Consider the following 21,468-nt stretch of genomic DNA (forward strand, 5'->3'; position numbering starts at 1 on the left):
CTGGCGCAGGTGGGGGCCGGGGAGGAGCCGCCGTTCGCCGACGGCGGCTCCCACCACGGGGTGAGCCTCAGTTGTTCGACGCGGGCACCGCGGGCGGTATGAAGTCGGTCGCGCCGCGCTCCAGGCTCTCGGGCAGGGACGCCCGGTAGATCGGCATCGCGGCGGCCGTGGTGACGATCGCGACCGCGACGAGGATCGCGAACAACTCCGGTGTCACCATGTCGTGCGCGAGGCCGATGTTGATGAAGATCAGGATCATCAGCCCCCTGGCGTTCATCAGCCCGCCGACCGCCGACGCGTAGCGCCACGAGAAGCCCTGGGCGCGCACCACCACCGCGCAGCCGAGGTACTTGCCCGCGAACGCGGCCGCCATGATCACCGCGAGCGGCCACCACAGGGCGCCGCCCGCGCCGAACCCCGACACCTGCGTGTTCAACCCGCTGAACGCGAAGAACACCGGCAGCAGCAGGATGGAGTTCAGGTCGGTGAGCCGCGTCTCCAGCTCCCGGCGCACGATCGCCGACTGCGGCATCGCCAGGCCCGTGATGAACCCGCCGAACACCGAGAACACGCCGATGAAGTCGGTGAACCACCCGGCCAGCAGCACGACGAACAGCACGAGCGCCATCACGTCGCGGCTCATCCGGCCCTCGCGCTCCACCCGCGCGCCCAGCCGGGCGAACAGGTTGCGCCCCACCGTGAGCATCAGCAGCGCGAACACCGCCGCGCCCGCCACCGTGCTCACCGCGTCGAACGGGCTGCCCGCCGCCGCGACCGCGATGATCACCGCCAGGATCACCCACGCCGCCGCGTCGTCGATCGCCGCCGCGACCAGCGTGAGGCCGCCGATGGGCGTGTTGGCGATCCCGCGCTCCTGGAGGATCCGCGCCAGCATCGGGAACGCGGTGATCGACAGCGCGCCGCCGACGAAGAGCATGAACTCCCACCGGGTCGTGCCGTCCGGGCTCAGCGAGCCGAAGAACAGCGCCGCCACCGCCGCGCCCAGCGCGAACGTCGGCACGATGCCCGACGCCGCCAGCGCCGAGGCCCGACGCATGTTACGCCCGGCGGCCAGGCCGTGGTCGAGCGAGGATCCGACCAGGAACATGTAGAACGTCAACCCGATCGTGCTCAGCACGTACAGGGTGTCCTTGACGTCCGAGGGGAAGATCTGGGCCTGCACCCCCGGCGCGACGGCGCCCAGCAGGGCCGGCCCGAGCAGCACGCCGGCGACCATCTCGCCGACCACCCTGGGTTGCTTGACCGCCATGGCGACGCGCCCGCACAGGGTCGTCGCGGCGAGCACGACCGCGAGCGCGGCGAACACCTTCAACGCGAACTGGATCTGGTTCACTCGGCGATCTCCTGGGTGGAAGGCGGCTCTCGCCGCAGCGGACGACCCTGGCTGTCGTGCGTGTCGAAGTAGCGCCCGGCCAATCGCAGCCGGTGGGCGTGCAGGACCATGACCGTGCCGAGCACGAGCTGGACGACGCTGCGCCACACGTCCTCCCACCGGTCCCGCACCCGCAGGAACGCGCCGAGCACGGCGAGGCGGCGCGGCGGCAGCGGCTCGTCGGCCCGGACCAGCAGGCACGGGCCTCGGCTGGGCAACGACCGGGTGTGCCTGACCGTCGAGTGCGGCGTCACGCGGCGCAGCACCTCGCCGGTCGCGCCGCGCAGCGCCAGCGGGGACAGCCGCCACGCCGGGCACGGCCGGTTGGCGGCGACGCCGAACGGGATGTGGTGCGCCCTGCGGACCCGGACCTCCTCCCAGCGGTCCGGGTCGAACACCTCCGGGCGCGCGTAGCCGGTGGCGTGGTAGTCGGGATAGCTGAAGCACAGCACCGAACCCGCGGGCAGCGTGGTGCGCTCGTCCAGCTCGATGTCCCCGGTGGTGACGCGGTGCGCGATGCCGAACAGCGGGTAGAGCCGCATGGTCTCGTCCAGGACGTGGGTGAAGTAGCTCTCGTCGGCCGCGAGCCGGGCCGCCACGTGCGGGTGCTGCGCCAGCGCGAGCAGCAGGTGCGCCATCGCCTCGGACATCTGGACCACGGCCGTGTTGAAGAACGTGCCCTGCAGGTAGTGCACCTGCTCGGTGGGCGACAGGCTCGCCGGCAACGGCCGCCGCACGTCGCCCGCCGCGACCCGCCGGGCCAGGTAGCGGGTCAGCCGCGCCCGCCGGGCCGGGTGGCGCAGGCCGGTGCACTTCAACGACGTCACCACGTCGTCGGCGTGCCCCACGATCAGGTCACGCGCCTCGCGGGGGCACGGCTCGCCGAACACCAGCTCGTAGAAGTACTCCGCCCACACCGGCATCATCAGGTCGCGCAGCCGCACCAGCGTGACCCGCCCGGTGAGCACCTCGTCGAGCACCCGGCCGGTGCAGCGGGCCGCCGTCGCCGACAGCACGTCACCCGGCCCGGCGAGCAGCGCCCGCGTGGTGCGGGCCACGTCCTCGTAGCGCGGACCGGCCTCCAGGTGCTCCTGGTGCACCTCGGGGCCGGGGGAGAGCCAGTACCAGAACAGGTCCGACAGCCCGGCGCCCCGGCTGCGGCCGTTCGCGGCGGGGTGGCTGTAGACCTCCTGGAACCGGTCCGGCCCGACGACGGCGTTGGGGAACATGACCGCGTTGTCCCCGTTGACCTTCTCGAACACCTTGGCGCGCAGGGCGACCACCCGCGCCGGCAGCCAGCGCGGCGCGGTCAGCACCACCGCGGCGGTGAGCAGCCCGGTCACCCACACCGCGCGGACACCCCCGTCCCGCGCGCGACGACCAGGTCCCGGGTCAAGTCGGCCAGGTCACGCCCGCCGCACAGCGCGAGGACGTGGTCGAACTCGTCGCGCAGCACGTCGAGCACCCGGGACACGCCGGCCTCGCCGGCCGCCGCCAGCCCCCACAGCACCGGCCTGCCGACGCCCACCGCCGTCGCGCCCAGCGCGAGCGCCACGGCCACGTCACCGCCGCGCCGGACACCGCCGTCCAGCACCACCGGCACCCGGCCCGCGACCGCGTCGACCACCGCCGGCAACGCCTCGACCGCCGCCGGCGCGAGGTCGGACTGCCGGCCACCGTGGTTGGACACCACGATCCCGGCCACCCCGTGCTCGACCGCGAGCACCGCGTCACGCGGGTGGAGCACGCCCTTGAGCCACAACGGCAACGACGTCCGCTCCCGCAGCCGGTCCAGGTGCGCCCACGACACCGAGGGCGACATCTCGATGTCCCGCACGCCGCCCGGCGGGCCACCGGGCAGGTCTCGCATGTTCTCCGCCGCCAGCCCGGCCGGCAGGTCGTGGAAGCCGTGCTCGGCGTCGCGGCGGTGCCGGCCGAACACCGGGGAGTCGGCGGTCACCACCAGCGCCGTGCAGCCGGCCCGTTCCGCCCGGTCCACCAGGCAGTCGGTCACGTCGTCGTCGGGTTGCAGGTAGAGCTGGAACCAGACGGACGCGTCGGCGTCGACCGACCGAGCCGCCGCCACCACCTCGCCGATCGCCACCGTCGAGGCCATGCCGGACACCAGCACCGTCCGCGCCGCGGCCGCGGCCCGCGCGGTCGCCAGCTCACCGTCCGGGTGCGCGAGCCGGTGGAACGCGGTCGGCGCGATCAGCACCGGCAGGGCGAGGCGACCGCCGGGCAGGTCGACTCCGAGGCCCCGGGTCGCCCGGCCGCGCAACACCCTCGGCAGCAGGGCCAGGCGTCCGAACGCCGCCTCGTTCTCCCCGAGCACGACCTCGTCGCCGACTCCGCCCGCGTAGTAGTCGTAGTGCACGGGGTCGAGCACCGCACGGGCCTGCTCGTGCAGCTGCGCGAGCCCGGTGCTCACGGTGAACCCACGGCGGTCCGGTCCAGCCGGGCGTGCAGGAACGCCAGCAGCGGCGCCCGGTGCACGTCCTCGCTGTCCCACTCGTTCTCCAGGTTCTCGGTGAGGTGGTGCTCGTCGAGCAGCGTCCCGCCGCGGAAGTGCCGGACCACCGGGTGCAGGTAGCGGCCGTCGAGCCCGCTGGTGTCCTCCTGGGACACCCGGCCCGCCGTGACGTCGAACGGGTTGACCTGGTCGTGGTCCGCGCCGTACTCCAACGTCACCGCCAGGTAGGACTCGACGTCGCCGAAGTCGCCGCGGCCGACCGCCTCGTGCAGGTGGGCCAGCGGCACCTCCTCGGCGTAGCGCAGCGCGCCGTCCGGCCCCACCAGCACCGCGTCCGCCATGAACGCGAACAGCTGCCACAGCGCCGAGGTGCGGTTCACCCGCTCGACGACCGCGTCGGCCACCGCGTCGGGGGTGGGGGAGAGGTCCCGGCTCGGCCACGCCACCCCGTGGTAGCGCTGCTCCATGACGTGGTGCAGCGCCCGCACCCCGTACCGGAAGCCGTGGATGAACCCGCTCGTCGACTTCTTGAAGTCCCTGGCCTGCGTGATGGTGCCGGCGAAGAAGAGGTCGGGCACGTTCACCGACTCCCAGGCGGCGGTCTGGTCCGGGAAGCGGTCGTTGATCGTGAGCCGCGGACGGCACTCGGGCGCGAAGATCGACGCGTCGAAGCGGAACCCGGTCGCCATGATCACCCGGTCGTAGCGGATCTCCTTCACCCGCTCGGCGACCCGCACGAAGGCGACCCGCACCAGGAAACCGTCGCCGTCACGGCGGATGTCCAGCACCCGGCCGTCCAGCAACGCGTTCTGCGACTTGAGCTGGTAGGTGTCGAGGAAGTTGTTGTTGACCGCGCGCAGGTGGCCGACGAAGTGCGTCTGCCACGCCAGCTTCAGCGAGCCGGGCCCGGCGACGTGGATGACCGACGCGGTCTCGATCAGGTTGTCGGCGGTCTCGAAGGCGGAGTTGCCGCGACCGACGATCAGCACCTTCTGTCCGGTGAAGTCGGCGGGGTCCACCGACACCTCGTCGTACCGCTCGGCGAGTTCCGCCCCCTCGATCGGCGCCACGTACGGCTTGGACACACCGGTGGCCACGATGAGCCGACGTGCCCGGTAGGTGTCGCCGTTGCGGTCGCGCACCACGAAGTCGTCCGGCCTGGTCACCTCCACCACCGACGCGCCGTAGCGGATCGGGAGGTCGTGGGCGGCGGCGAAGTCGGCCAGGTAGCGGACCATGTCGTCGGCGTGCGGGAAGTAGCGCGGCGTGTAGCCGGTGAACAGCAGCGACGGGTCGTCGGACAGCAGCGAGTTCCAGTCGGTGCGCAGGTTGAGCTCGGGGTCGTCCCACCCGGTGTTCGGCTTGTTGATCGAGATCAGGGTGCGGTGCCGGGGGAAGCGGGTGAAGAACGCGCCGGGGGCGTCACCGGCCTCCAGCACCAGGTGGTCCCGCCCGGCGCGGGACAGCAGGTACGACGCCTGCAGCCCCGCCGGGCCGGCGCCGATCACGAGACACTCCGTGGAAACCTCGCTGGGCACGTCTTTCTCCTCACGTCCGGGTGGGGGACAGCAGGCGCTTGTCCGGCTTGCCGCTCGGTGCGAGCGGCGGTTCTTCGATCACGGTCACGGCCACCGGCGCGCACGCGGCGCCCAGCCGGTCGGTCACCAGCGCGCGCAGTGCCGCGAGGTCGGGCGGCCGACCGCCGGTCGGCACGACGAACGCGTGCACCGCCTCGCCGGTGTCCTCGTCCGGCACGGCGACCACGTACGCCTCGGCGACGTCCGGGTGCTCGGCGATGACCCGCTCGATCGGACCCGCGTAGTGCAGGTTCGCGTTGACGATCACCACGTCCCTGGTCCGGCCGGTCAGGTGCAGGTGGCCGTCGGCGTCGAAGTGGCCGAGGTCGCGGGTGCGCACCAGGCCGTCGGCGAACACCTCGGCCGACCGCTCCGGGTCCGCCCAGTACGCGTCGGCCTGCGCCGGCGTGCGGACGAACAGCTCGCCGTCGACCCCCGGCGGCGCCGGCGCGCCGTCCGCGTCGCGGACCTCGACGTGCACGGCGGCGGGCGGTGTCCCCACCGTGCCGGGCGGGTCGGCCGGTGTCGCCATCGCGATCATGCCCGTCTCGCTCTGGCCGTAGCCGTGGAACACGACCGGCCCGAGCACGTCCAGCGCCTCGCGGTGCCGGTCGGCCGTCAGCGGCGACCCGGACACCATCAGCGCCCGCAACGACGACAGGTCCGCCGGCGCACGGCGCTGCGCGGCGACGAGCTTCGCCAACCGCGGCACGGTGAACACGCTCGCCGAGGCGCGGTGGCGGGTGATCGCCTCGGGGAACACGGGCCGGTCGGCGACGACCGCGGTGCCGCCGGCGGTGATCGCCACCACCGCGTACTCGAACATCACCTGGCTCGACAGCGACCCGAACACCAGGAAGCGGTCCAGCCGGGAGGCCAGCTCGCGGATCGCCGGCGGCCACGCGTCCGGTCGTGCGGTCCACGCGGCCGTCATCGCGGCGTAGGTCTGCGCACAGGCCTTGGGCGCGCCCGTGCTGCCGCTGGTGTGGATCAGCCGGGCGACGTCCGCGGGCCTGCCCGTGCACCGGGGCCGACCGTCGGCACGGGTCTTGCGCAACGCGTCGACGGTCAGCGCGCGGGCGCCCGATTCGTGGGCGGTCGTGTTGTCCGAGTCCGTGATCACCGCGGCGACGTCGAGGCCGAGCAGGTGGCGCACCTGGTCGTCGGGCAGACCCGGCCGCACGCCCAGCACCCTCGCGCCCACCGCGTGCGCGGCGAGGATGGTGGCGAACGCCTCCGGGTTGACGCCGAGCAGGAGCGCGACGCCGTCACCCGGACCCAGACCTCGCTCGCGCAACCCGGCCGCGATCCGCGCGACCAGGTCGAGCATCTCCGCACCGGTCACCACGCGTGAGCCGTGTTCGAACACCGGCCGTCCGCCGGCGGTCTCGAGCACGTCGAGCACCGCGCGGGGGAACGGCTCGGCGTCACGCGCCGGCAAGGCACTCCTTCACGAACGCGGTCAGCGGCTGCTGGTGCACCGCCGGCAGGTCCCACTGGTTCTCGAGGTTCTCGGCCAGGTGGTGGGTCGCGTTGAGCGTGCCGTCGCGGTAGTGGCGCACCACCGGGTGCAGGTAGCTCGCGTCCCGCGCGGTGGCCGCGTCGTTCTCGACCACGCGCGGGACGGTGATGTCGAACGGGTCCACCTTGTCGTGGTCGGGCCCGTACTCCAGCGTCGCGACGAACCGGTGCTCGGCCGCGCCGAGGCCGCCGTCGGCGACGTAGGCCACCGGCACCTCTTCCTGGTACCGCGCGCCGCCGTCGGAGACCGTGACCACGTCGCCGATCACCGCGAACTGCTGCCACAGCGCGGACGAGCGGTTCACCCTGGCCACCAGCGCGTCACTGATCGCCTCCGGCGACGGCGCCAGCTCGGTCGACGGCCACGGGGTGCCGTGGTGGCGTGCGGCGAGGATGCGGTGCAGGGCGCGGACCCCGTACCGGAAGCCGTGGATGAACCCGCTGGTGGACTTCTTGAAGTCCCTGGACTGCGTGATGGTGCCCGCGAAGTACAGGCCCGGCACCGTGGTCGACTCGTACGCGGGCGTCTGCTCGGGGAACCGGTCGTCGATCACCAGCGCCGGGCGGCAGCTGTCGTCGAACACCGAGGCGTCGAACCGGAACCCGGTGCACGCCACGACCCGGTCGTACTCCACTTCCCGCGACGACCCCGCCGCGCGGGCGTAGCGGAACCGGACGCGGAAACCGCCGCCGGGCCGCGGTTCGACGAGCTCCACCGTGCCGTCGACGACCGCGTTCTCCGACTTGAGCTGGTAGGTGTCGAGGAAGTTGTTGTTCACCGCGCGCAGGTGGCCGACGTAGTGCGTCTGCCACGCCAGCCGCACCGAGTGCGGGCCGGCCACGTGGATGACCGCCGCGTGCTCCACCAGGGCGTCCGCGGTCTCGAACCCGGAGTTGCCCTTGCCGATCACCAGCACCCGCTGGTCGGTGAACGACTCCGGGTCGGTGTCGAACGTGTCGTAGCGCTCGGCGTGCTCGATGCCCGGGATGGGCGGCACGTGGAGTTGCGGAACACCGGTCGCCACCACGACCCGCGCGGCACGCCACGTCCGTCCACCGCGGTCGAGCGCGGTGAAGCCCTCGTCGTCGCGGGAGATCCGCACGACCTCGGTGTCGTAGTGGACCCGGACGCCGGTGGCCGCGGCGAAGTCGGCCAGGTAGCGGACCAGGTCGTCGGCGTCGGGGAAGTAGCGGCGGCTGTAGCGGGTGAACAGCAGCTCGGGATCGTCGGTCAGCAGCGAGTTCCAGTCCATCCGCAGCCGCTGCTCCGGGTCGGAGTAGCCCGAGTGGACCTTGTTGATGGAGATCAGGGTCCGGTGCCGCGGGTAGCGGGTGAAGAAGGTGCCCGGCGCGGTGCCGCGTTCGAGGACGGCGTAGTCGCGACCGTCGCGCTCCAGCAGGGCGGCGAGCTGCACTCCGGCGGGTCCTGCTCCGATGATCAGGTAGTCGTGCGCCATGAGCCAGGAAGCTACGCAGCCGATCTCAGAACTCTCTGAGATCGACTGCCTACCGTCGGTGCGGTGACCACGACCGTGACCGACGCACCCGTGGACCTCGGCGCACCGCTGACGAGCGACCACCTCCACCGTGCGGCAGCGCCGTTGCCCGTGCTCGTCAGCCCCGCCGTCCGGGAGCGGGTCGACCGGGGCCGCGAGTACCTGCGCACCGTGCTCGCCGACGACGAACGGCCCGTCTACGGCGCCAAGACCGGGTTCGGCGCTCTGATCGGCTTCGCGGGCCGTGAGGACGAAGCGGACCAATGCGACAACACCCTGGCACACCTCGGCGCGGGCCAGGGGCCGGACCTGCCGGCCGACATCGCCCGCGCCGCGCTGCTCGTGCGGGCGTGGTCGCTCGCCCAGGGCCTCTCGGGGGTCTCCGCGCACGTCGTGGACGGGCTCGCGGCGATGTTCGCGACCACGTTCGTCCCGGCGATCCCGCGCTACGGCTCGGTCGGCGCGAGCGGCGACCTCATCCCGCTCGCCTACGCGACCCAGGCGTTGCGCGGCCGTGGACACGCCTACTTGGACGGCGAGCGGATGCCCGCCCACGATGCCCTGCGGCGTGCCGGGCTCACCCCGCTCAGCCTCGACGGGCGCGACGCGCTGGCGCTCGTCAACGGCACGTCGGTCACCACCGCTGCCGCCGGGCTCGCGTTGGACAGCGTGCGTGCTTCGCACCGGGCGATCCAGGACCTGACGTGCCTGCTCGTGGACGTCCTGGGCGGTGACCCGGGTTTCCTCGACCCACGCCTGATCTCCGCCTTCGGGCACCCCGGTGCGGCCACCGTCGCCCAGCGCATGCGGGCCACGCTCGTCGGCACGATCCCGAGCGGCAAGCGTGCCCTCCAGGAGCCTTACAGCATCCGGTGCTCGCCGCAGCTGCTCGGCGCGGCCGAGGACGCGCTGCGCTACGTCGACGGCGTGGTGGCGGCCGACCTGGGCGGTGTCAGCGACAACCCGCTGTTCTTCCCCGGTGACGACCTCGTCGCGCACGGCGGCAACTTCTTCGGCCAGCCTGCCGCGTTCGCCGCCGACGTCCTCGCCATGGTCACGGCGTCGTTGGGCAACCTCGCGGAGCGGCAGTTGGACCTGCTGGTCGACCCGGTCCGCAACACGGGCCTGCCGCCGATGCTGGCCGCCGGGCCGGGACGCCAGCACGGGTTGCAGGGCGTGCAGCTGGCCACGACGGCGTTCATCGCGGAGATCCGCCGCGCGGCCCTGCCGGCGAGCACGCAGAGCCTGCCGACGAACCTGCACAACCAGGACGTCGTGCCGTTCGGCACCCAGGCCGCGCTGCGCTCCTACGACCTCGCCGAACTGCTCCGGCTGCTGTGCGGCTCACTGGCGCTCGGCCTGCGGCAGGCAGTGCACGTGGGCGGCCGACGCCCGACCGCCTCCCGCTGCGTCGCGCTGCTCGACGCCCTCTGCGACGTGATCGCCCCGGTGGACCCCGACCGACCGCTCGACGCGGACGTGCGCGCGGCGGCCGACCTGGTCACCGCGGGCCGGTACTGAACTCGGGGTCGGCGCCGTGGTCGGTCGGTGTGGTCGCCGAGGGGTCGGTGGCCGGGTCGGGTCGGCTCGGTCACCGCTGCCCGGTGCTGATCGGCTTGCCCGTCACGGCGTCGGCGGTGGCGGTGGGACTGGCTGTGGTGTCGGCGGCGGGTAAGCGCAGGGTGAACCGCGCGCCCTCGCCCGGGTGGCCGACGGCCTCCACCGTGCCGCCGTGGCCGGTCACGACCTCGCGCAGCAGCGCCAGCCCCAGCCCGAACCGCCGCTCCGGCCCGCCCGGTCCGCGGTGGAACCGGTCGAACAGCCGGTCCGCCTCCACCGGGTCGAAACCCTCGCCGGTGTCCGCGACCGTCAGCTCGACCTGCCCGCCCCGCACCCCGAGGCGCACGTCGATCCGGCCGCCCTCCGGCGTGTGGCGGACCGCGTTCGCCAGCAGCTCGTCCACCGCGCGCCGCAACGCGGTCTCCACCCCGATGACGATCAGCGGGCCGGTGGGGCGTTCGACGGTCAGCGTGATCCGCCGCTCGCCCGCCCGGTCGCGCTCGGTCCCCACCGCGGACTCCGCCACGGCGGCCAGGTCGACCGCCCGGCCGCCGAGGCCCTCGGACCGGCGGCTCAGCCTGGCCGACAGCAGCAGGTCGTCCACCACGTCGCCGAGCCCGCGGATCGAGCTGGCGAGCTGGTCGAGACCGTCGCGGTGGTCGTCGGGCAGGTCGGCCGCCTTCGCCCAGCGGGCGAGCAGCTGCGCCCGCGTGTACGCCCGCGCGATCGGCGTCCGCAGCTCGTGGCTGGCGTCCGTGACGAACCGCCGTTGCCTGGCCAGCGCCTCCGCCAGCGGCGCGACCGTGCCGCGGCCGACGCACAGCCCCAGCAGCGCCGCCGCGACCAGGCCGCCGACCTCCGCGATCGCCAACGCCACCAGCAGGTGCCGCCGGTCGGCGAGCTGGTAGCGCGTGTCGAAGACCGCCTGCACCGTGGTGCCGTCGGCGCCGGGCTGGGTCAGCACCAGGTACTCGGTGCCGTTGAGCTCCAGTTCGCGTTCGACGGTCCCGCCGGACGCCGCGACCGCGTCGAGGTCGTCGCGCCGCGGGAAGCCCGGCGGCACCTTCAGCAATCCGTCGTCGAGCACGCCGTCGTCCAGGACGAACAGCCACGTGCACCCCGGCGGCGTCGAAGGCGCGCCGAACCGGGCGTTGTACCGCAGCTCACGCGTCACCTGCGAATCCTGGGCGTGCACCATCATGGCGTACGCGATACCGCCGACGAACGCCACCAGCACGGTGATCGCCAGCGCGACCAGCACGCTGATCCGCAGACGAGCCCGCCGGATCACCGCGCGTTCCGCCTCGGCCCACGAACGACTCACAACGCCCCCAAGCGATACCCGAGTCCTTGCACCGTGTGCACCACCGAACGGTCGATCTTGGTTCGCAGGTAGTACACGTAGGTGTCCACAATGGATGTTGCCGAAGCGTCCGGGAACACCACGCGCCGCAACGACGCCCGCGTGTGCACCGTGTCCGGATGGGTGGCGAGCACGCGCAGCAGGGTGAACTCCCGGGTGGTGAGCGGCACCCGCCCGCCGTCGGGCAGCACTGCCTCCCGGTGCCCGACGTCGAGGTGCCCGGCGCCGATCCGCAGCACGTCGGCCAGTTCCAGCGCCCGCCGGCACAGCGCCCGCAGCCGCGCGCTCAACTCGTCCAGGTCGAACGGCTTCACCAGGTAGTCGTCCGCGCCCGCGTCGAGACCGTCGATCCGGTCGTGGACGGTGCCCATCGCGGTGAGGATCAACGCCCGCGTCCGCACCGACCGCGCTCTCAGCCGCACGAGGAGGTCGAGCCCGTCGAGGGCGGGCAGGCCGCGGTCGATCACCACCACGTCGTACGGGCGGGTGAGGCCGAGGTGCAGCCCGCGTTGCCCGTCCAGGGCAACGTCCACGGTGTACCCCTCGTCGCGCAACGCGGCGGCGAGCAACTCCACGAGCTCGCGGTCGTCCTCCACCAGCAGCAACCGGAAGCAGTTGGCCGGCCAGGATCTGGAGTCGCCCTGCACGCCATCAGAATCCCACTTCCGGGTGTTCGGTCAACGTGATGAGAGGGCCGACCATCGGGGTTCCGCCGCCCCGCGTCCCGAATGGTCCATTCCGCGCTGCTTGCTACGACGCGATACCTAGAAGTACTATGCCTTGCACATCTAGGGTACGTCTTCGGGAGGCAGGGTGAAGGTCGCCAAGGACCTCGTGGCCGCCTCGGCGACGCCGATGGTGCTGGGCATCCTGGCCGAGGAGGACAGCTACGGGTACGCCATCCTCAGGCGGATCAACGAGCTGTCCGACGGGAAGCTGGACTGGACCGAAGGGCTGCTCTACCCGTTGTTGCACCGGCTGGAGCGCCTCGGGCACGTGGAGTCGACCTGGCAGTCGGTGGCCGGCGAGCGGCGGCGCAAGTACTACCGGATCACGCGCAGCGGCCTGGCGGAACTCGCCGAGCAGCGCCGGCAGTGGGACGCGGTGGTCGACGCGCTCAAGGAGATATGGCCCCGTCCGGACGATTCGCGGCCGCTGACCACGTTGCCGCGGGGAGGCTTCGCATGACCGACGATCAGGGTGACCTGGACGCGCAGTTCGCCCAGTGGCGGCACTACGTGCAACGGCGACGGGAGCTGCGGCAGACCGACGTCGACGAGCTCGAAGACCACCTCCGGGGCTCGGTCGACGACCTCCTGGCCGCGGGCCTGCACGCCGACGAGGCGTTCCTGGTCGCGGTCAAGCGCATGGGCAGCCTGGACGAGCTGTCCCGCGAGTTCGCCCGGGAGCACTCGGAACGGCTGTGGAAGCAGCTGGTGCTGACCGGCGGGTCCGACGGCCCGGCGGCGGGCGGCCGGTCGCGGCGCGACCTGCTGGTGATGGTGGCCTGCGCGGCGGGCGCGGCGGTGTCGGTCAAGGCGCCGGAGCTGTTCGGCCTGAGCCTGGAGGACGACGCCGCGTTCTACGCGCCCAACGTCGCCCTGTTCGCGTTGCCGTGGCTGGCGGGCTTCCTGGCCTGGCGCCGTCGTGCGACGGCCGGGTTGATCGGCGTGCTGGTGGCGTTGTTCGCGCTCGGCGCGGTGGCCGCCAACGCCTACCCGCTCGCGGAGGACTCCCAGTCGGTGGTCCTGACCAGCATCCACCTGCCGATCGCGCTGTGGTTCGCGGTCGGTCTGGCGTACGTGTCCGACGACGTGCGGTCGTCCCGGCGACGGATGGACTTCGTCCGCTTCACCGGCGAGTGGTTCATCTACTACGTCCTCATCGCGCTCGGCGGCGGCGTGCTGATCGCGTTCGTGTTCGGCACGTTCGAGGCGATCGGGATCTCACCGGAGACCGCCATCACGCAATGGGTGCTCCCGTGCGGCGCCGCGGCGGCGGTGGTCGTGGCCGGGTGGCTGGTCGAGGCCAAGCAGAGCGTGGTGGAGAACATCGCCCCGGTGCTGACGCGGCTGTTCACCCCGCTGTTCACCGCGGTGCTGCTGGCGTTCCTGGTCACGCTCGGCGTCACCAGTGCCGGCATCGACGTGGAGCGGGAGGCGTTGATCCTGTTCGACCTCCTGCTGGTCGTGGTGCTCGGCCTGCTGCTCTACTCGTTCTCGGCGCGCGATCCGCTGGCCCCGCCCGGTGTGTTCGACAAGCTGCAACTCTCCCTCGTGGTCAGCGCGCTGGTCATCGACGTGCTGGTGCTGCTGGAGATCACCGGCCGCATCACGGAGTACGGCACCACGCCCAACAAGGCGGCGGCGCTGGGCGAGAACGTCATCCTGCTGGCCAACCTGGCGTGGACGGCGTGGCTGCTGCTGTCCCTGATCCGCCGCCGCGAGCCGTTCACCGCGCTGGAACGGTGGCAGACCGCCTACCTGCCGGTGTACGCGGTGTGGGCCTGGGTCGTCGTGCTGCTCTTCCCGCCGCTGTTCGGCTACCTGTGACGCGTGCCGCCGGGGTCTGACCGGGAGCGGTCGGTCACCGCGCGCACCGGTCGGCGGTCCACAGTGCCAGTTCCAGCGCCTGATCGCGGTTGAGGCGCGGGCCGTCGGTCGCCACGTCGTCGACCAGGTCCACGTGCAGGCCGCCGGCGTGGGTGCCGGCGGCCCGGTGCGCGTCGTGGAAGGCCCGCACCTCGGCCACCACGTCGTCGAGGTCGCCGGTGGTGGCGGTGAAGGTGTTGCCGTGCAGGGGATCGCACACCCAGCCCACCGGGACGCCGGTGTCGGTGACGGCGTCGAGCAACCGCGGCAGCACCCCGCGCACCTGCCCGGCACCCAGACGGGTGATGAACGTCAGCCGTCCGGGCACGCGGTCGGGGTTGAGCCTGCGGGCGAGCCCGGCCGCGTCCCGGGCGGTGGCGCTCGGGCCGAGCGCGACCGCCACCGGGTTGTCGATCCCGGCCAGGAAGTCGACGTGCGCACGGCTGCGGTCGCCCACCCACAGCAGGTGCCCGGAGGTGCCGAACCGGCGTCCGGTGCGCGGGTCGGTCCGGGCGAGCGCGAACTCGTAGTCCAGTGGCACGGTCTCGTGGCTGACGAAGAGGTCGGGCGGCCCGGGGTGCGGGCCCGCCAGCCGCGACCGCACGAGGGCGACGACGTCGGCGTGGCGTGCCGCGGCCGGCGTCGTGGTCAGGCGTCGGTCGAGCGATTCCCGCGCCGCGTCGGCGGTGGCGGGGTCGGACACCAGGGCGCGCAGCGCGTCCAGGTACCGGGCCGAGTTCCGGTGCCGGCGGCGGGTGTCCGGGCCCGCGGCGACGACCCTGCCGACGGCGACCACCGGCAGGCACGCGGCGTGGCCGAGCACGAGCGCCAGCTCGCGCGTGTACCGGTACCCGGAGACGTCGTCGGAGGTCTGCGCACCGGGGCCGCCGTGCAGCAGCAGCGCCTGCCCGGTGGCGACCTGGCCGAGTTCCGCGGTGAGCCGGTCGCACTGCTGCGGCAGCACCAGCGCCGGGGTGCGCGCCGGCACCGGGCGCACGCGCCGTTCTTCGGACCAACCGGACCGCTCGGCTCGGACAGGCGGCTCCGCGTGGTCGGACTGGCGCGTGCCGCCCTGTCTGGGCGACGGCGGCGTGAGGGCGACGTCGGGGGTGGCGCCGTCCGGCTGGACCCGCCGCGGCAGGGGGTGGACGGTCGGGACCGTGCCGCCGGGCTCAGACGAGTTCGCCATGGTGGGATTCCTCCGAGGTCGCCAGCGCGGCCTCCGCGTCGTAGCCGTGGATCCAGGCCAGGTCTTCGGGCAGCCGGCGCAGCTTGGCGTCGCGCTCGTCGGCGGCGGGCCCGTCCGGGAGCTGGTAGCACTCTCCGTTGCGCCGGGAACCCCGTTGCAGCATGCGGGTCCGGGTGCGCCGGGCCCGTTCGTAGCGGCCGAGCGCCAGCGCGGGCCGGTCCGGCCACGTGCGGAGGCAGGCCGCCAGCACCACCCCGTCCTCGACCGCCTGGTTCCCGCCCTGGCCGTGGTGCGGGAGCATCGGGTGCGCGGCGTCGCCGACCAGCGTCACCCGTTCCAGGCTCCAGCGGTCGACGGGCTCCCGGTCGAACAGGCCCCAGTGCGACACCTCGTCGGCCGCGCCGACGATCCGGGTGACCGCGGGCGACCACCCGGCGAACGCGGCCAGCACGTCGGCGACCCGGCCGCGGCGCACCCACGACTCCCGGGTCCACCGCGGGTCGCGCACCACGGCGAGGAAGTTCACCGTGTCGCCGCCGTGGACCGGGTAGGCGACCAGGTGCCTCGCGGGTCCGAGGTGGAACGACAGCGCGTCGTCGACCGCGTCGCCGACCAGGTCGGCCGCGACCAGACCGCGATAGCCCGACCTGCCCGAGTAGACGGCGTGATCGGCTCCGACGACGTCCGTCCGCACCGTGGAGTGCACGCCGTCCGCACCGACCACCACACCGGCCTCGACCCGCCGGTCACCGGAGAACTCGACCACGACCCGGTCGGCCAGCGGGGCGACGCCCAGGCAGCGGTGCCCGGTGCGCAGGTCGCCGCCCTCGTCGCGGTACCGCTCGGCCAGCAGCCGTTGCAGGTCCGCGCGGTGGAAGGTGTAGAACGGCGCGCCGAACCGGTCCTCGTAGTCGCGGCCCAGCGGCAGGGCCTGCCGCACCGCGCCGGTCCGCCAGTGGTGGAACACCACGCGCCCCGGCTGGAAGGCCATCCGCCGCAGCTCCGCGCCCAGGCCGAGCCGCAGCAGGGGCCGGGTGCCGTTCGCGCCGAGGGCCAGCCCCGCTCCTTCCTCGCTCAGCGCGTCGGCCTGCTCGAACACCACGACCCGGACGCCAGCGCGGCGCAACGCCAAAGCGGTGACCAGGCCACCGATCCCCGCGCCGACCACGGCGACCGGCACGTGCTCGGCGCTCACGGCGCACCGGGGACGGCGAGGGCGTCGTGCGCCGTCGCGATCACCCGGGGGCCGTCGCGGAACGCCGGCCGCCCGGTCACGTCACCGTCGCGGTGGCCGTCGCCGGTCAGGGGAGAGGTGGTGGACTGGAGTGGGACTTCGGGCATGGTCGCTCCTGCGCGGAAGTCACGGTGTGACGTGGTGGACCCCGACCTGTCACCGGGTCCACGACCTGCCATCCGGTGTCGCCCGTACGGGCGTCCGATCCTCGCCGGCGGCATCACGGGCCGTGCTGTGCGCCGAGCGTATGCGCCGGTCGCGGGGGCGGCAATCGCGGTCGGGGCGGTCCGGGACCGTCCCGACGGTCGACGGGTGGGCCGGGGGTCGGCCCGTCCGGTGTGCCGGACCGGACACCCGCGTCACCGGTGGCGGTGACGTCGTCCCGTCCTCGTGGTGAACGGAACGTCGCAGGTCACGCCCCGTCAGCGCGAAGTCCTCCGTCGGGGTACGCCCTGCCACGCGATGAGTGGTCGAACGGACGTGGAGTTGATTTCGTGACGCGTGGTGATCCGACGTCGCACTGAGGTGTCACGCCGGGGATCCGGCGGGCGGAAGACCACCCGACGGAGGGAAATGACGGTCGCCCGGTCAACGCCGGGCGACCTCGTCCACGGCCTGGTCAGGTGACCGGTCGGTCTGGACGCCGGCGCACGCGGCGTGGCAGGCCGCCCAACGCCAGCAGCGCGAGCACCGGCAGTCCGTAGAAGACCGCCACCTCCAACGACGTCGGCATGCGCAGCGACACGAGCAGCTGGGCGAAGCCCAGCACCGCGGTCACGGTCGGCAGCAGCAGGATCAACGCGGCCCGGCGGCCGACGCGCGACCGGTGACCGCACGCCACCACCGTGCCGCCGATCACCACGACGAGCCGGAGGAACTCGACCACCGCCACGCCGTACCCCAGGACACCCAGCGCCACGGTCACGCCGACCGTCGCGGCCACCACGAGGACCGCCCGAGGCCCGACCAGCTCCCGACCACGCGCCGGTCCGGGCGACCACGTCAGCGCGACGGCGGTCAGCAGTCCCACCAGGACCCACCCCGCGTCCATGCCGGTCCACCAGTGCTGGTGCGGGAGGAACGTCGCGACCAGCACGAACCAGCCCACGGCCGGCCAGGCGAGGACCGCGGCGGCACGCGACCGCCCGAGCAGGACGAGCACGGCCACGACGCCCCACAGGACCCACGCCGGCGCGTCCGGGAACTGCGTGGACCACGGCATGTCCGCCAGCGCGCCCGCCTTCACGAACCACGCGAGCTCGTGCACGCCGGTCGTCGCGCCGGCCAGCAGCGCCACCGGCCCGAGCAGGCTGACGATCGCCAGCACGTCCCGGGCGTCGACGCCGCCGTCGGCCACCACCACCCGCCGCAGGTGCAGCCGCACCGCGGCCCACATCAGGTCGACGTGCTCGCGCCGGCTCGGCCGGGTCCGGTCGCCGGCGCCCGACATCAGCACCGCCAGCATCTCCTCGCCGTGGCGTTCGCGGTGATCGCGCGGGTACCGCGCCAACAGCCGCCGGTAGCGCAGTTCCAACTCGCTCACGCCGTGCCCCCCGCCGGTCGCAGCCGCAAGCGTCGCTCCGCGGCTCGGGTCTGAGCCCGCAACCTCCGCACCTCGATCTCCAGCCTGGCTGCCCCCTCGTCGGTCAGCCGGTAGTAGCGACGGAGCCTGCCGTCGACGACCTGCTCCCGGTCGACCGCCACCCAGCCGTCCGCGGACAACCGGTCCAGCGCGGTGTAGAGGGTGCCCGCGCGCAGCTTGACCCGGCCGGCGGAGATCTCCTCGACGTCGAGCAGGATGCCGTAGCCGTGCTGCGCCCGTGCGGCCAGCGCCGTGAGGATCAGGAACGTCGGCTCCCTCAACGGACCATCTTTCACGTGATCGGTATATACCGGTCATCAGACTATGGCAAGTGCGGAGGCGCGATCGTCCACGATCCGGGGTGATGTCCGGTCACGCCGCGGCGGTCAGCCGAGCCACCGGCCGTCGCGCATGAGGGTGCGCCCCCGGAGCTCGTCGGCCTCGCGCCAGGCCTGGATCCGTCGCGGCCGGATCAGGAAGTACAGGTAGGGCTCGTCCTCCTCGCGCGGGTCGAAGCCGGTCCTGGTCGCGAACGCGTCGCCCGCCTCCGGGTCGAGGTCGGCGACGTCCACCGGCTCGGCGGTCCCGTCGACCATGACGACGTCGCGCGTCGGCCCGAGGCTGAGCCGCACGCGGCCGTCCGCCAGCAGGTTGCGGCTGGTGACGGAGGACCGCGCCGTCGAGATGAGGAACGCGACGCCGTCCCAGAGGTACGAGAGCGGGACGAGGTGCACGCCGGCCGGTCCGCCCGACGTCGCGACCCAGAGGTCGACGTCGGCCGCCAACCTCGCCCGGGTGTCCCGCAGCCTCTCGTCGAGGCCGCGCGGCGGCGCGTCCGTCATGCGTTCGCCGCCAGCCGGGACGACGCCTCCCAGGCGAACCCGTCCGGGTCGGTGAAGTCTCCGGCGTCGCCGCCGATCGTGAGCCGGTGCGACCCGGCGCCCTCGGGCGCGACGCCGACGTCCTTGGCCAGCGCGCGACGCCGGTACAGCGCCAGCTTGACGGGGCCCGACCCGGCGGCGAACTCGACGTACACGCGGCCGAAGCTCTTGCCGACGGCGAGCCCTCGTCCGGTGTAGAACCGCTTGCTCGCGGCCACGTCCGCGACGCCCAGCAGGAGCACGACCTCGTCGATCCGCCGGGTCGCGGGGCCGGTGTCCTTCTTGGCCGAGGTCGCGACCTTCCAGATCGCGCCGTCCGGCGCCTGCACGACGCCGCCGTAGCCCCACAGCGACTTCGAGGCGGGCTTGAGCGTGGTGGCGCCGGCGTCGAGGGCGGTCGCGACGAGGCTGTCCACGGTGGACGGCTGGGACACGGTGAGCGCCAGCGTGAACCCGCGGAAGCCGGTCGTCGGCGCCTCGGAGGCCCGCAGGCGGATCTGCCCGTCCAGGCCGAACGCGTCGGCGTAGAAGAGGTGGGCGGCCGCGGTGTCGGCCACGTCGAGGGTGACGGATTCGATGTTTGCCATGGGGAGAACGCTAGGTCCGATCCCACTGCCTGCGCTTCTCGATTCCTGACCGGTCCGGGTGCGGGCCGGCGCGGAAGTGCCACGACGCGACGCGCGACGTTCGACCTCGGCGATCACGCGCTGCGCGAGCCGCACCCCGACCTGGGTGCGGCTCGCCGGCCGGCGTCCGACGAGGCAGGCCGGCCACCGGTCCGGGCGGTTCGACACCCGGGAACGGCGCGCCGGCGGCGACCCCGTCACCAGGTCACCGCAGGCGCTTGATCTCACCGCGGGTGCGGTAGAACGATCCGCTCGCCGACGTGAGCACCTCGGTGACCAGGTAGCGGGCGCCGGGCACGCGGATGTTCTTGGGGAACTGCACGCCCCACGTCCGGTCGTAGCCCTCCGAGACGACGTGCACCCTGACCCGGCCGCCGACCTGCACGCACTCGACCACGACGCCGTCGCCCGCTGCGATGTCCGACACGACCTCGACCTCCGCGGTCGCCTCGACGCGGTCGATGGCGCCCGCCTTGATGTCCTGGCGCTGCGGCAGCTGCCCCTGCTCGGCCGCGCGCACGGCGGCCGGGCTGGCGTCGAGGCACGCGAGCGAGCCGTCCGTGGTCACCAGGTAGAGCCGCTCGTCGCGGTACTGCATGGAGAACGCCGAACCGCACCCCGTGGCGAGCTTCCACAGCCGCGTCCCGTCGGCGGCGAAGCAGTACACCGAGGACTGGTTGTCGCCCGCGAAGACGAACTCGCCGTCGGGCGACGTCGCGCAGGAGAACACGGCCGCGTCGCAGCGGTAGTCGCCGGTCATGCGCCCGTCCGACTTGGCGAACCGGTGCACCCGGCCGCGACTGGTGCCCGCGAAGACGTCGTCGCGCTCCTGCCAGCCGAACAGCACCTGGCCGACGGTGTCGGCGTGCCACGCCCGGTGTCCGCGGCCGGTGTAGTGGGTGACGCCGCGGGAGTGGCCGTGGAAGACGCCTTCCGGCGAGCAGCGGACCATCCAGGCGCTGTCACCGGTGGCCGGCACCGACCACTGGAACTCGTCCTCGTGGTCCACCACGGTCACCCGACCCTGGCGGTCGGACACGCCGAGCACGCCGTCGTGGATGTCGAGCCAGTAGATGTCGACGTCGTCGGCGATCTCGTAGGCCACCCGGGGCACCTTGGCGCCGAGGTCGTACACCTGGCCGTCGTCGCACCCCGCGTAGATCCAGAAGTCGTCGGCCACGATGCACTTCACCGCGTCGGGCAGCCCGAACCGCCCCGTGACCCGGCCGTCGTGGGTGAGGGTGTAGACGTCGCCGTTCTCGTTGCCGACCCACGCGTGGTCCTCGCCGATGAAGATCCCGAACGCCGGCGCGCCGGAGGCGAACCGCCACAGCACCGGAGCCTGGGTGGCCGTGGAGCGGGTGCTGACGATCTGCCGCCTGCTCACCGACCGGCGTTGGCGCACGCCCTTGACGGCGGGCGCGTAGCCCTTGCGCACCTTCTCGCCGATCTTCTTCTCGGCGGCCTTGAGCGCCTTGGCGTGGTCGGCGAAGGTCGCGCTCCTGACCTGCCCCTGCTCCCCGATCCGCCCGTAGGTGATGGTGACCTCGGTGTCGTCGACCCGCACTTCGTAGAACTTGTGCGCGCCACCGTCGGCCTCGGACAGCTCCAGGTACGTCGTGGCAGACATGCGTTCGCTCCTTCTTCACGTGATCTGCGGGCCACGCTATCGAGCGACACCGACAATTCCGCGTGGAGGCGTTCGGGGCGCTGATCGGGGAGACGGGGCCTCATCGAAACCGAGCATTCCTCACGCGAGTGCCGGTGTGGGGCCGAGTCCCCGAATCCGCCCGGTCCTCGACCGGTGCGGCCGGTGGGGCTCGATACCCGGGTGCCGCGCCGCCTGTGCGTGCTCCCGGCCGAGGCACTGCGGGCCGGACGGGAGTCCATTGTGGATCGCCTGCTCGGGAGCGCCGGTCGTGAGTCGGGCACGGCGTGGTCGCTCTCGACAGGTTCGCCGACAGCGGTTGCGCGGTGTCCAG

The 21,468-nt window shown here is 73.2% G+C and carries 19 protein-coding genes; 3 read left to right on the forward strand and 16 right to left on the reverse strand.

Translation table 11 applies throughout. The annotated features are described in order from the left end of the window. Positions 1 to 67: 67 nt before the first annotated feature. Genes AB0H12_RS29085 through AB0H12_RS29110 form a run of 6 tightly spaced genes read right to left on the reverse strand, consistent with a single transcriptional unit; the run spans position 68 to position 8,421 of the window. Complete coding sequence (locus AB0H12_RS29085) at positions 68 to 1,354, reverse strand: cation:proton antiporter (protein WP_499627078.1); 1,287 nt, start codon at positions 1,352 to 1,354, stop codon at positions 68 to 70. Beyond that, complete coding sequence (locus tag AB0H12_RS29090; RefSeq protein ID WP_499627080.1) at positions 1,351 to 2,742, reverse strand: cytochrome P450; 1,392 nt, start codon at positions 2,740 to 2,742, stop codon at positions 1,351 to 1,353. Before AB0H12_RS29090 ends, AB0H12_RS29085 begins: the two co-directional genes overlap by 4 nt. Beyond that, positions 2,733 to 3,824, reverse strand: a complete 1,092-nt coding sequence (locus AB0H12_RS29095) for an alpha-hydroxy acid oxidase (RefSeq protein WP_499627081.1) — start codon at positions 3,822 to 3,824, stop codon at positions 2,733 to 2,735. The genes AB0H12_RS29090 and AB0H12_RS29095 overlap by 10 nt, the downstream gene beginning before the upstream one ends. Beyond that, positions 3,821 to 5,404 carry an NAD(P)-binding domain-containing protein gene (locus tag AB0H12_RS29100; protein ID WP_499627084.1) on the reverse strand — a complete coding sequence of 528 codons (1,584 nt, stop codon included), beginning with the start codon at positions 5,402 to 5,404 and terminating at the stop codon, positions 3,821 to 3,823. Before AB0H12_RS29100 ends, AB0H12_RS29095 begins: the two co-directional genes overlap by 4 nt. 10 nt (positions 5,405 to 5,414) lie before the next feature. After that, on the reverse strand, positions 5,415 to 6,884 hold the full coding sequence (locus AB0H12_RS29105) for a class I adenylate-forming enzyme family protein (RefSeq protein WP_499627086.1): 1,470 nt from the start codon (positions 6,882 to 6,884) through the stop codon (positions 5,415 to 5,417). After that, entirely contained in the window at positions 6,871 to 8,421 is a 1,551-nt protein-coding gene (locus AB0H12_RS29110) for an FAD-dependent oxidoreductase (protein WP_499627087.1), read from the reverse strand. The genes AB0H12_RS29105 and AB0H12_RS29110 overlap by 14 nt, the downstream gene beginning before the upstream one ends. A gap of 63 nt (positions 8,422 to 8,484) precedes the next feature. On the opposite strand from AB0H12_RS29110, the gene AB0H12_RS29115 reads away from it, so the two are divergent. Then, on the forward strand, positions 8,485 to 9,981 hold the full coding sequence (locus AB0H12_RS29115; RefSeq protein ID WP_499627089.1) for an aromatic amino acid ammonia-lyase: 1,497 nt from the start codon (positions 8,485 to 8,487) through the stop codon (positions 9,979 to 9,981). A gap of 70 nt (positions 9,982 to 10,051) precedes the next feature. Here AB0H12_RS29115 and AB0H12_RS29120 read toward each other — a convergent pair whose 3' ends face one another. Both AB0H12_RS29120 and AB0H12_RS29125 read right to left on the reverse strand, forming a co-directional pair. Then, positions 10,052 to 11,344 (reverse strand): sensor histidine kinase, encoded by a 1,293-nt coding sequence (locus tag AB0H12_RS29120; protein ID WP_499627091.1) that lies wholly within the window; start codon positions 11,342 to 11,344, stop codon positions 10,052 to 10,054. Continuing rightward, the gene (locus tag AB0H12_RS29125) at positions 11,341 to 11,988 is read right to left on the reverse strand and encodes a response regulator transcription factor (protein ID WP_499627227.1); all 648 of its coding nucleotides are present in this window, start codon (positions 11,986 to 11,988) and stop codon (positions 11,341 to 11,343) included. Before AB0H12_RS29125 ends, AB0H12_RS29120 begins: the two co-directional genes overlap by 4 nt. 208 nt (positions 11,989 to 12,196) lie before the next feature. Between AB0H12_RS29125 and AB0H12_RS29130 the strand changes: the two genes are divergently transcribed. After that, positions 12,197 to 12,571, forward strand: a complete 375-nt coding sequence (locus AB0H12_RS29130) for a PadR family transcriptional regulator (protein WP_499627093.1) — start codon at positions 12,197 to 12,199, stop codon at positions 12,569 to 12,571. Continuing rightward, positions 12,568 to 13,935: a permease prefix domain 1-containing protein gene (locus AB0H12_RS29135; RefSeq protein ID WP_499627095.1), complete on the forward strand. Its 1,368-nt coding sequence runs from the start codon at positions 12,568 to 12,570 to the stop codon at positions 13,933 to 13,935. Before AB0H12_RS29130 ends, AB0H12_RS29135 begins: the two co-directional genes overlap by 4 nt. A gap of 34 nt (positions 13,936 to 13,969) precedes the next feature. Here the strand turns inward: AB0H12_RS29135 and AB0H12_RS29140 are convergent, their stop codons facing one another. The 8 genes from AB0H12_RS29140 to AB0H12_RS29175 form a co-directional block, all read right to left on the reverse strand. Beyond that, positions 13,970 to 15,163 (reverse strand): 3-deoxy-7-phosphoheptulonate synthase, encoded by a 1,194-nt coding sequence (locus tag AB0H12_RS29140; protein WP_499627096.1) that lies wholly within the window; start codon positions 15,161 to 15,163, stop codon positions 13,970 to 13,972. After that, positions 15,147 to 16,358 carry an FAD-dependent monooxygenase gene (locus AB0H12_RS29145; RefSeq protein WP_499627098.1) on the reverse strand — a complete coding sequence of 404 codons (1,212 nt, stop codon included), beginning with the start codon at positions 16,356 to 16,358 and terminating at the stop codon, positions 15,147 to 15,149. The genes AB0H12_RS29140 and AB0H12_RS29145 overlap by 17 nt, the downstream gene beginning before the upstream one ends. Further along, positions 16,355 to 16,504, reverse strand: coding sequence for a hypothetical protein (locus tag AB0H12_RS29150; protein WP_499627100.1), 150 nt, complete (start codon positions 16,502 to 16,504; stop codon positions 16,355 to 16,357). The genes AB0H12_RS29145 and AB0H12_RS29150 overlap by 4 nt, the downstream gene beginning before the upstream one ends. Positions 16,505 to 17,016: 512 nt before the next feature. Then, complete coding sequence (locus AB0H12_RS29155) at positions 17,017 to 17,940, reverse strand: hypothetical protein (protein WP_499627101.1); 924 nt, start codon at positions 17,938 to 17,940, stop codon at positions 17,017 to 17,019. Beyond that, a complete protein-coding gene (locus AB0H12_RS29160; RefSeq protein ID WP_499627103.1) occupies positions 17,937 to 18,260 on the reverse strand; it encodes a PadR family transcriptional regulator in 324 nt (107 codons plus the stop codon). The genes AB0H12_RS29155 and AB0H12_RS29160 overlap by 4 nt, the downstream gene beginning before the upstream one ends. A 105-nt stretch (positions 18,261 to 18,365) precedes the next feature. Continuing rightward, on the reverse strand, positions 18,366 to 18,821 hold the full coding sequence (locus tag AB0H12_RS29165) for a pyridoxamine 5'-phosphate oxidase family protein (protein ID WP_499627104.1): 456 nt from the start codon (positions 18,819 to 18,821) through the stop codon (positions 18,366 to 18,368). Then, entirely contained in the window at positions 18,818 to 19,447 is a 630-nt protein-coding gene (locus tag AB0H12_RS29170) for a glyoxalase (RefSeq protein ID WP_499627106.1), read from the reverse strand. The genes AB0H12_RS29165 and AB0H12_RS29170 overlap by 4 nt, the downstream gene beginning before the upstream one ends. Positions 19,448 to 19,691: 244 nt before the next feature. Next, positions 19,692 to 21,116, reverse strand: coding sequence for a WGR domain-containing protein (locus AB0H12_RS29175; RefSeq protein WP_499627108.1), 1,425 nt, complete (start codon positions 21,114 to 21,116; stop codon positions 19,692 to 19,694). Positions 21,117 to 21,468 lie beyond the last annotated feature (352 nt).

Origin of the sequence: Actinosynnema sp. NPDC023794, from assembly GCF_040639675.1 — a bacterium.
Lineage (GTDB): Bacteria > Actinomycetota > Actinomycetes > Mycobacteriales > Pseudonocardiaceae > Actinosynnema > Actinosynnema luteola.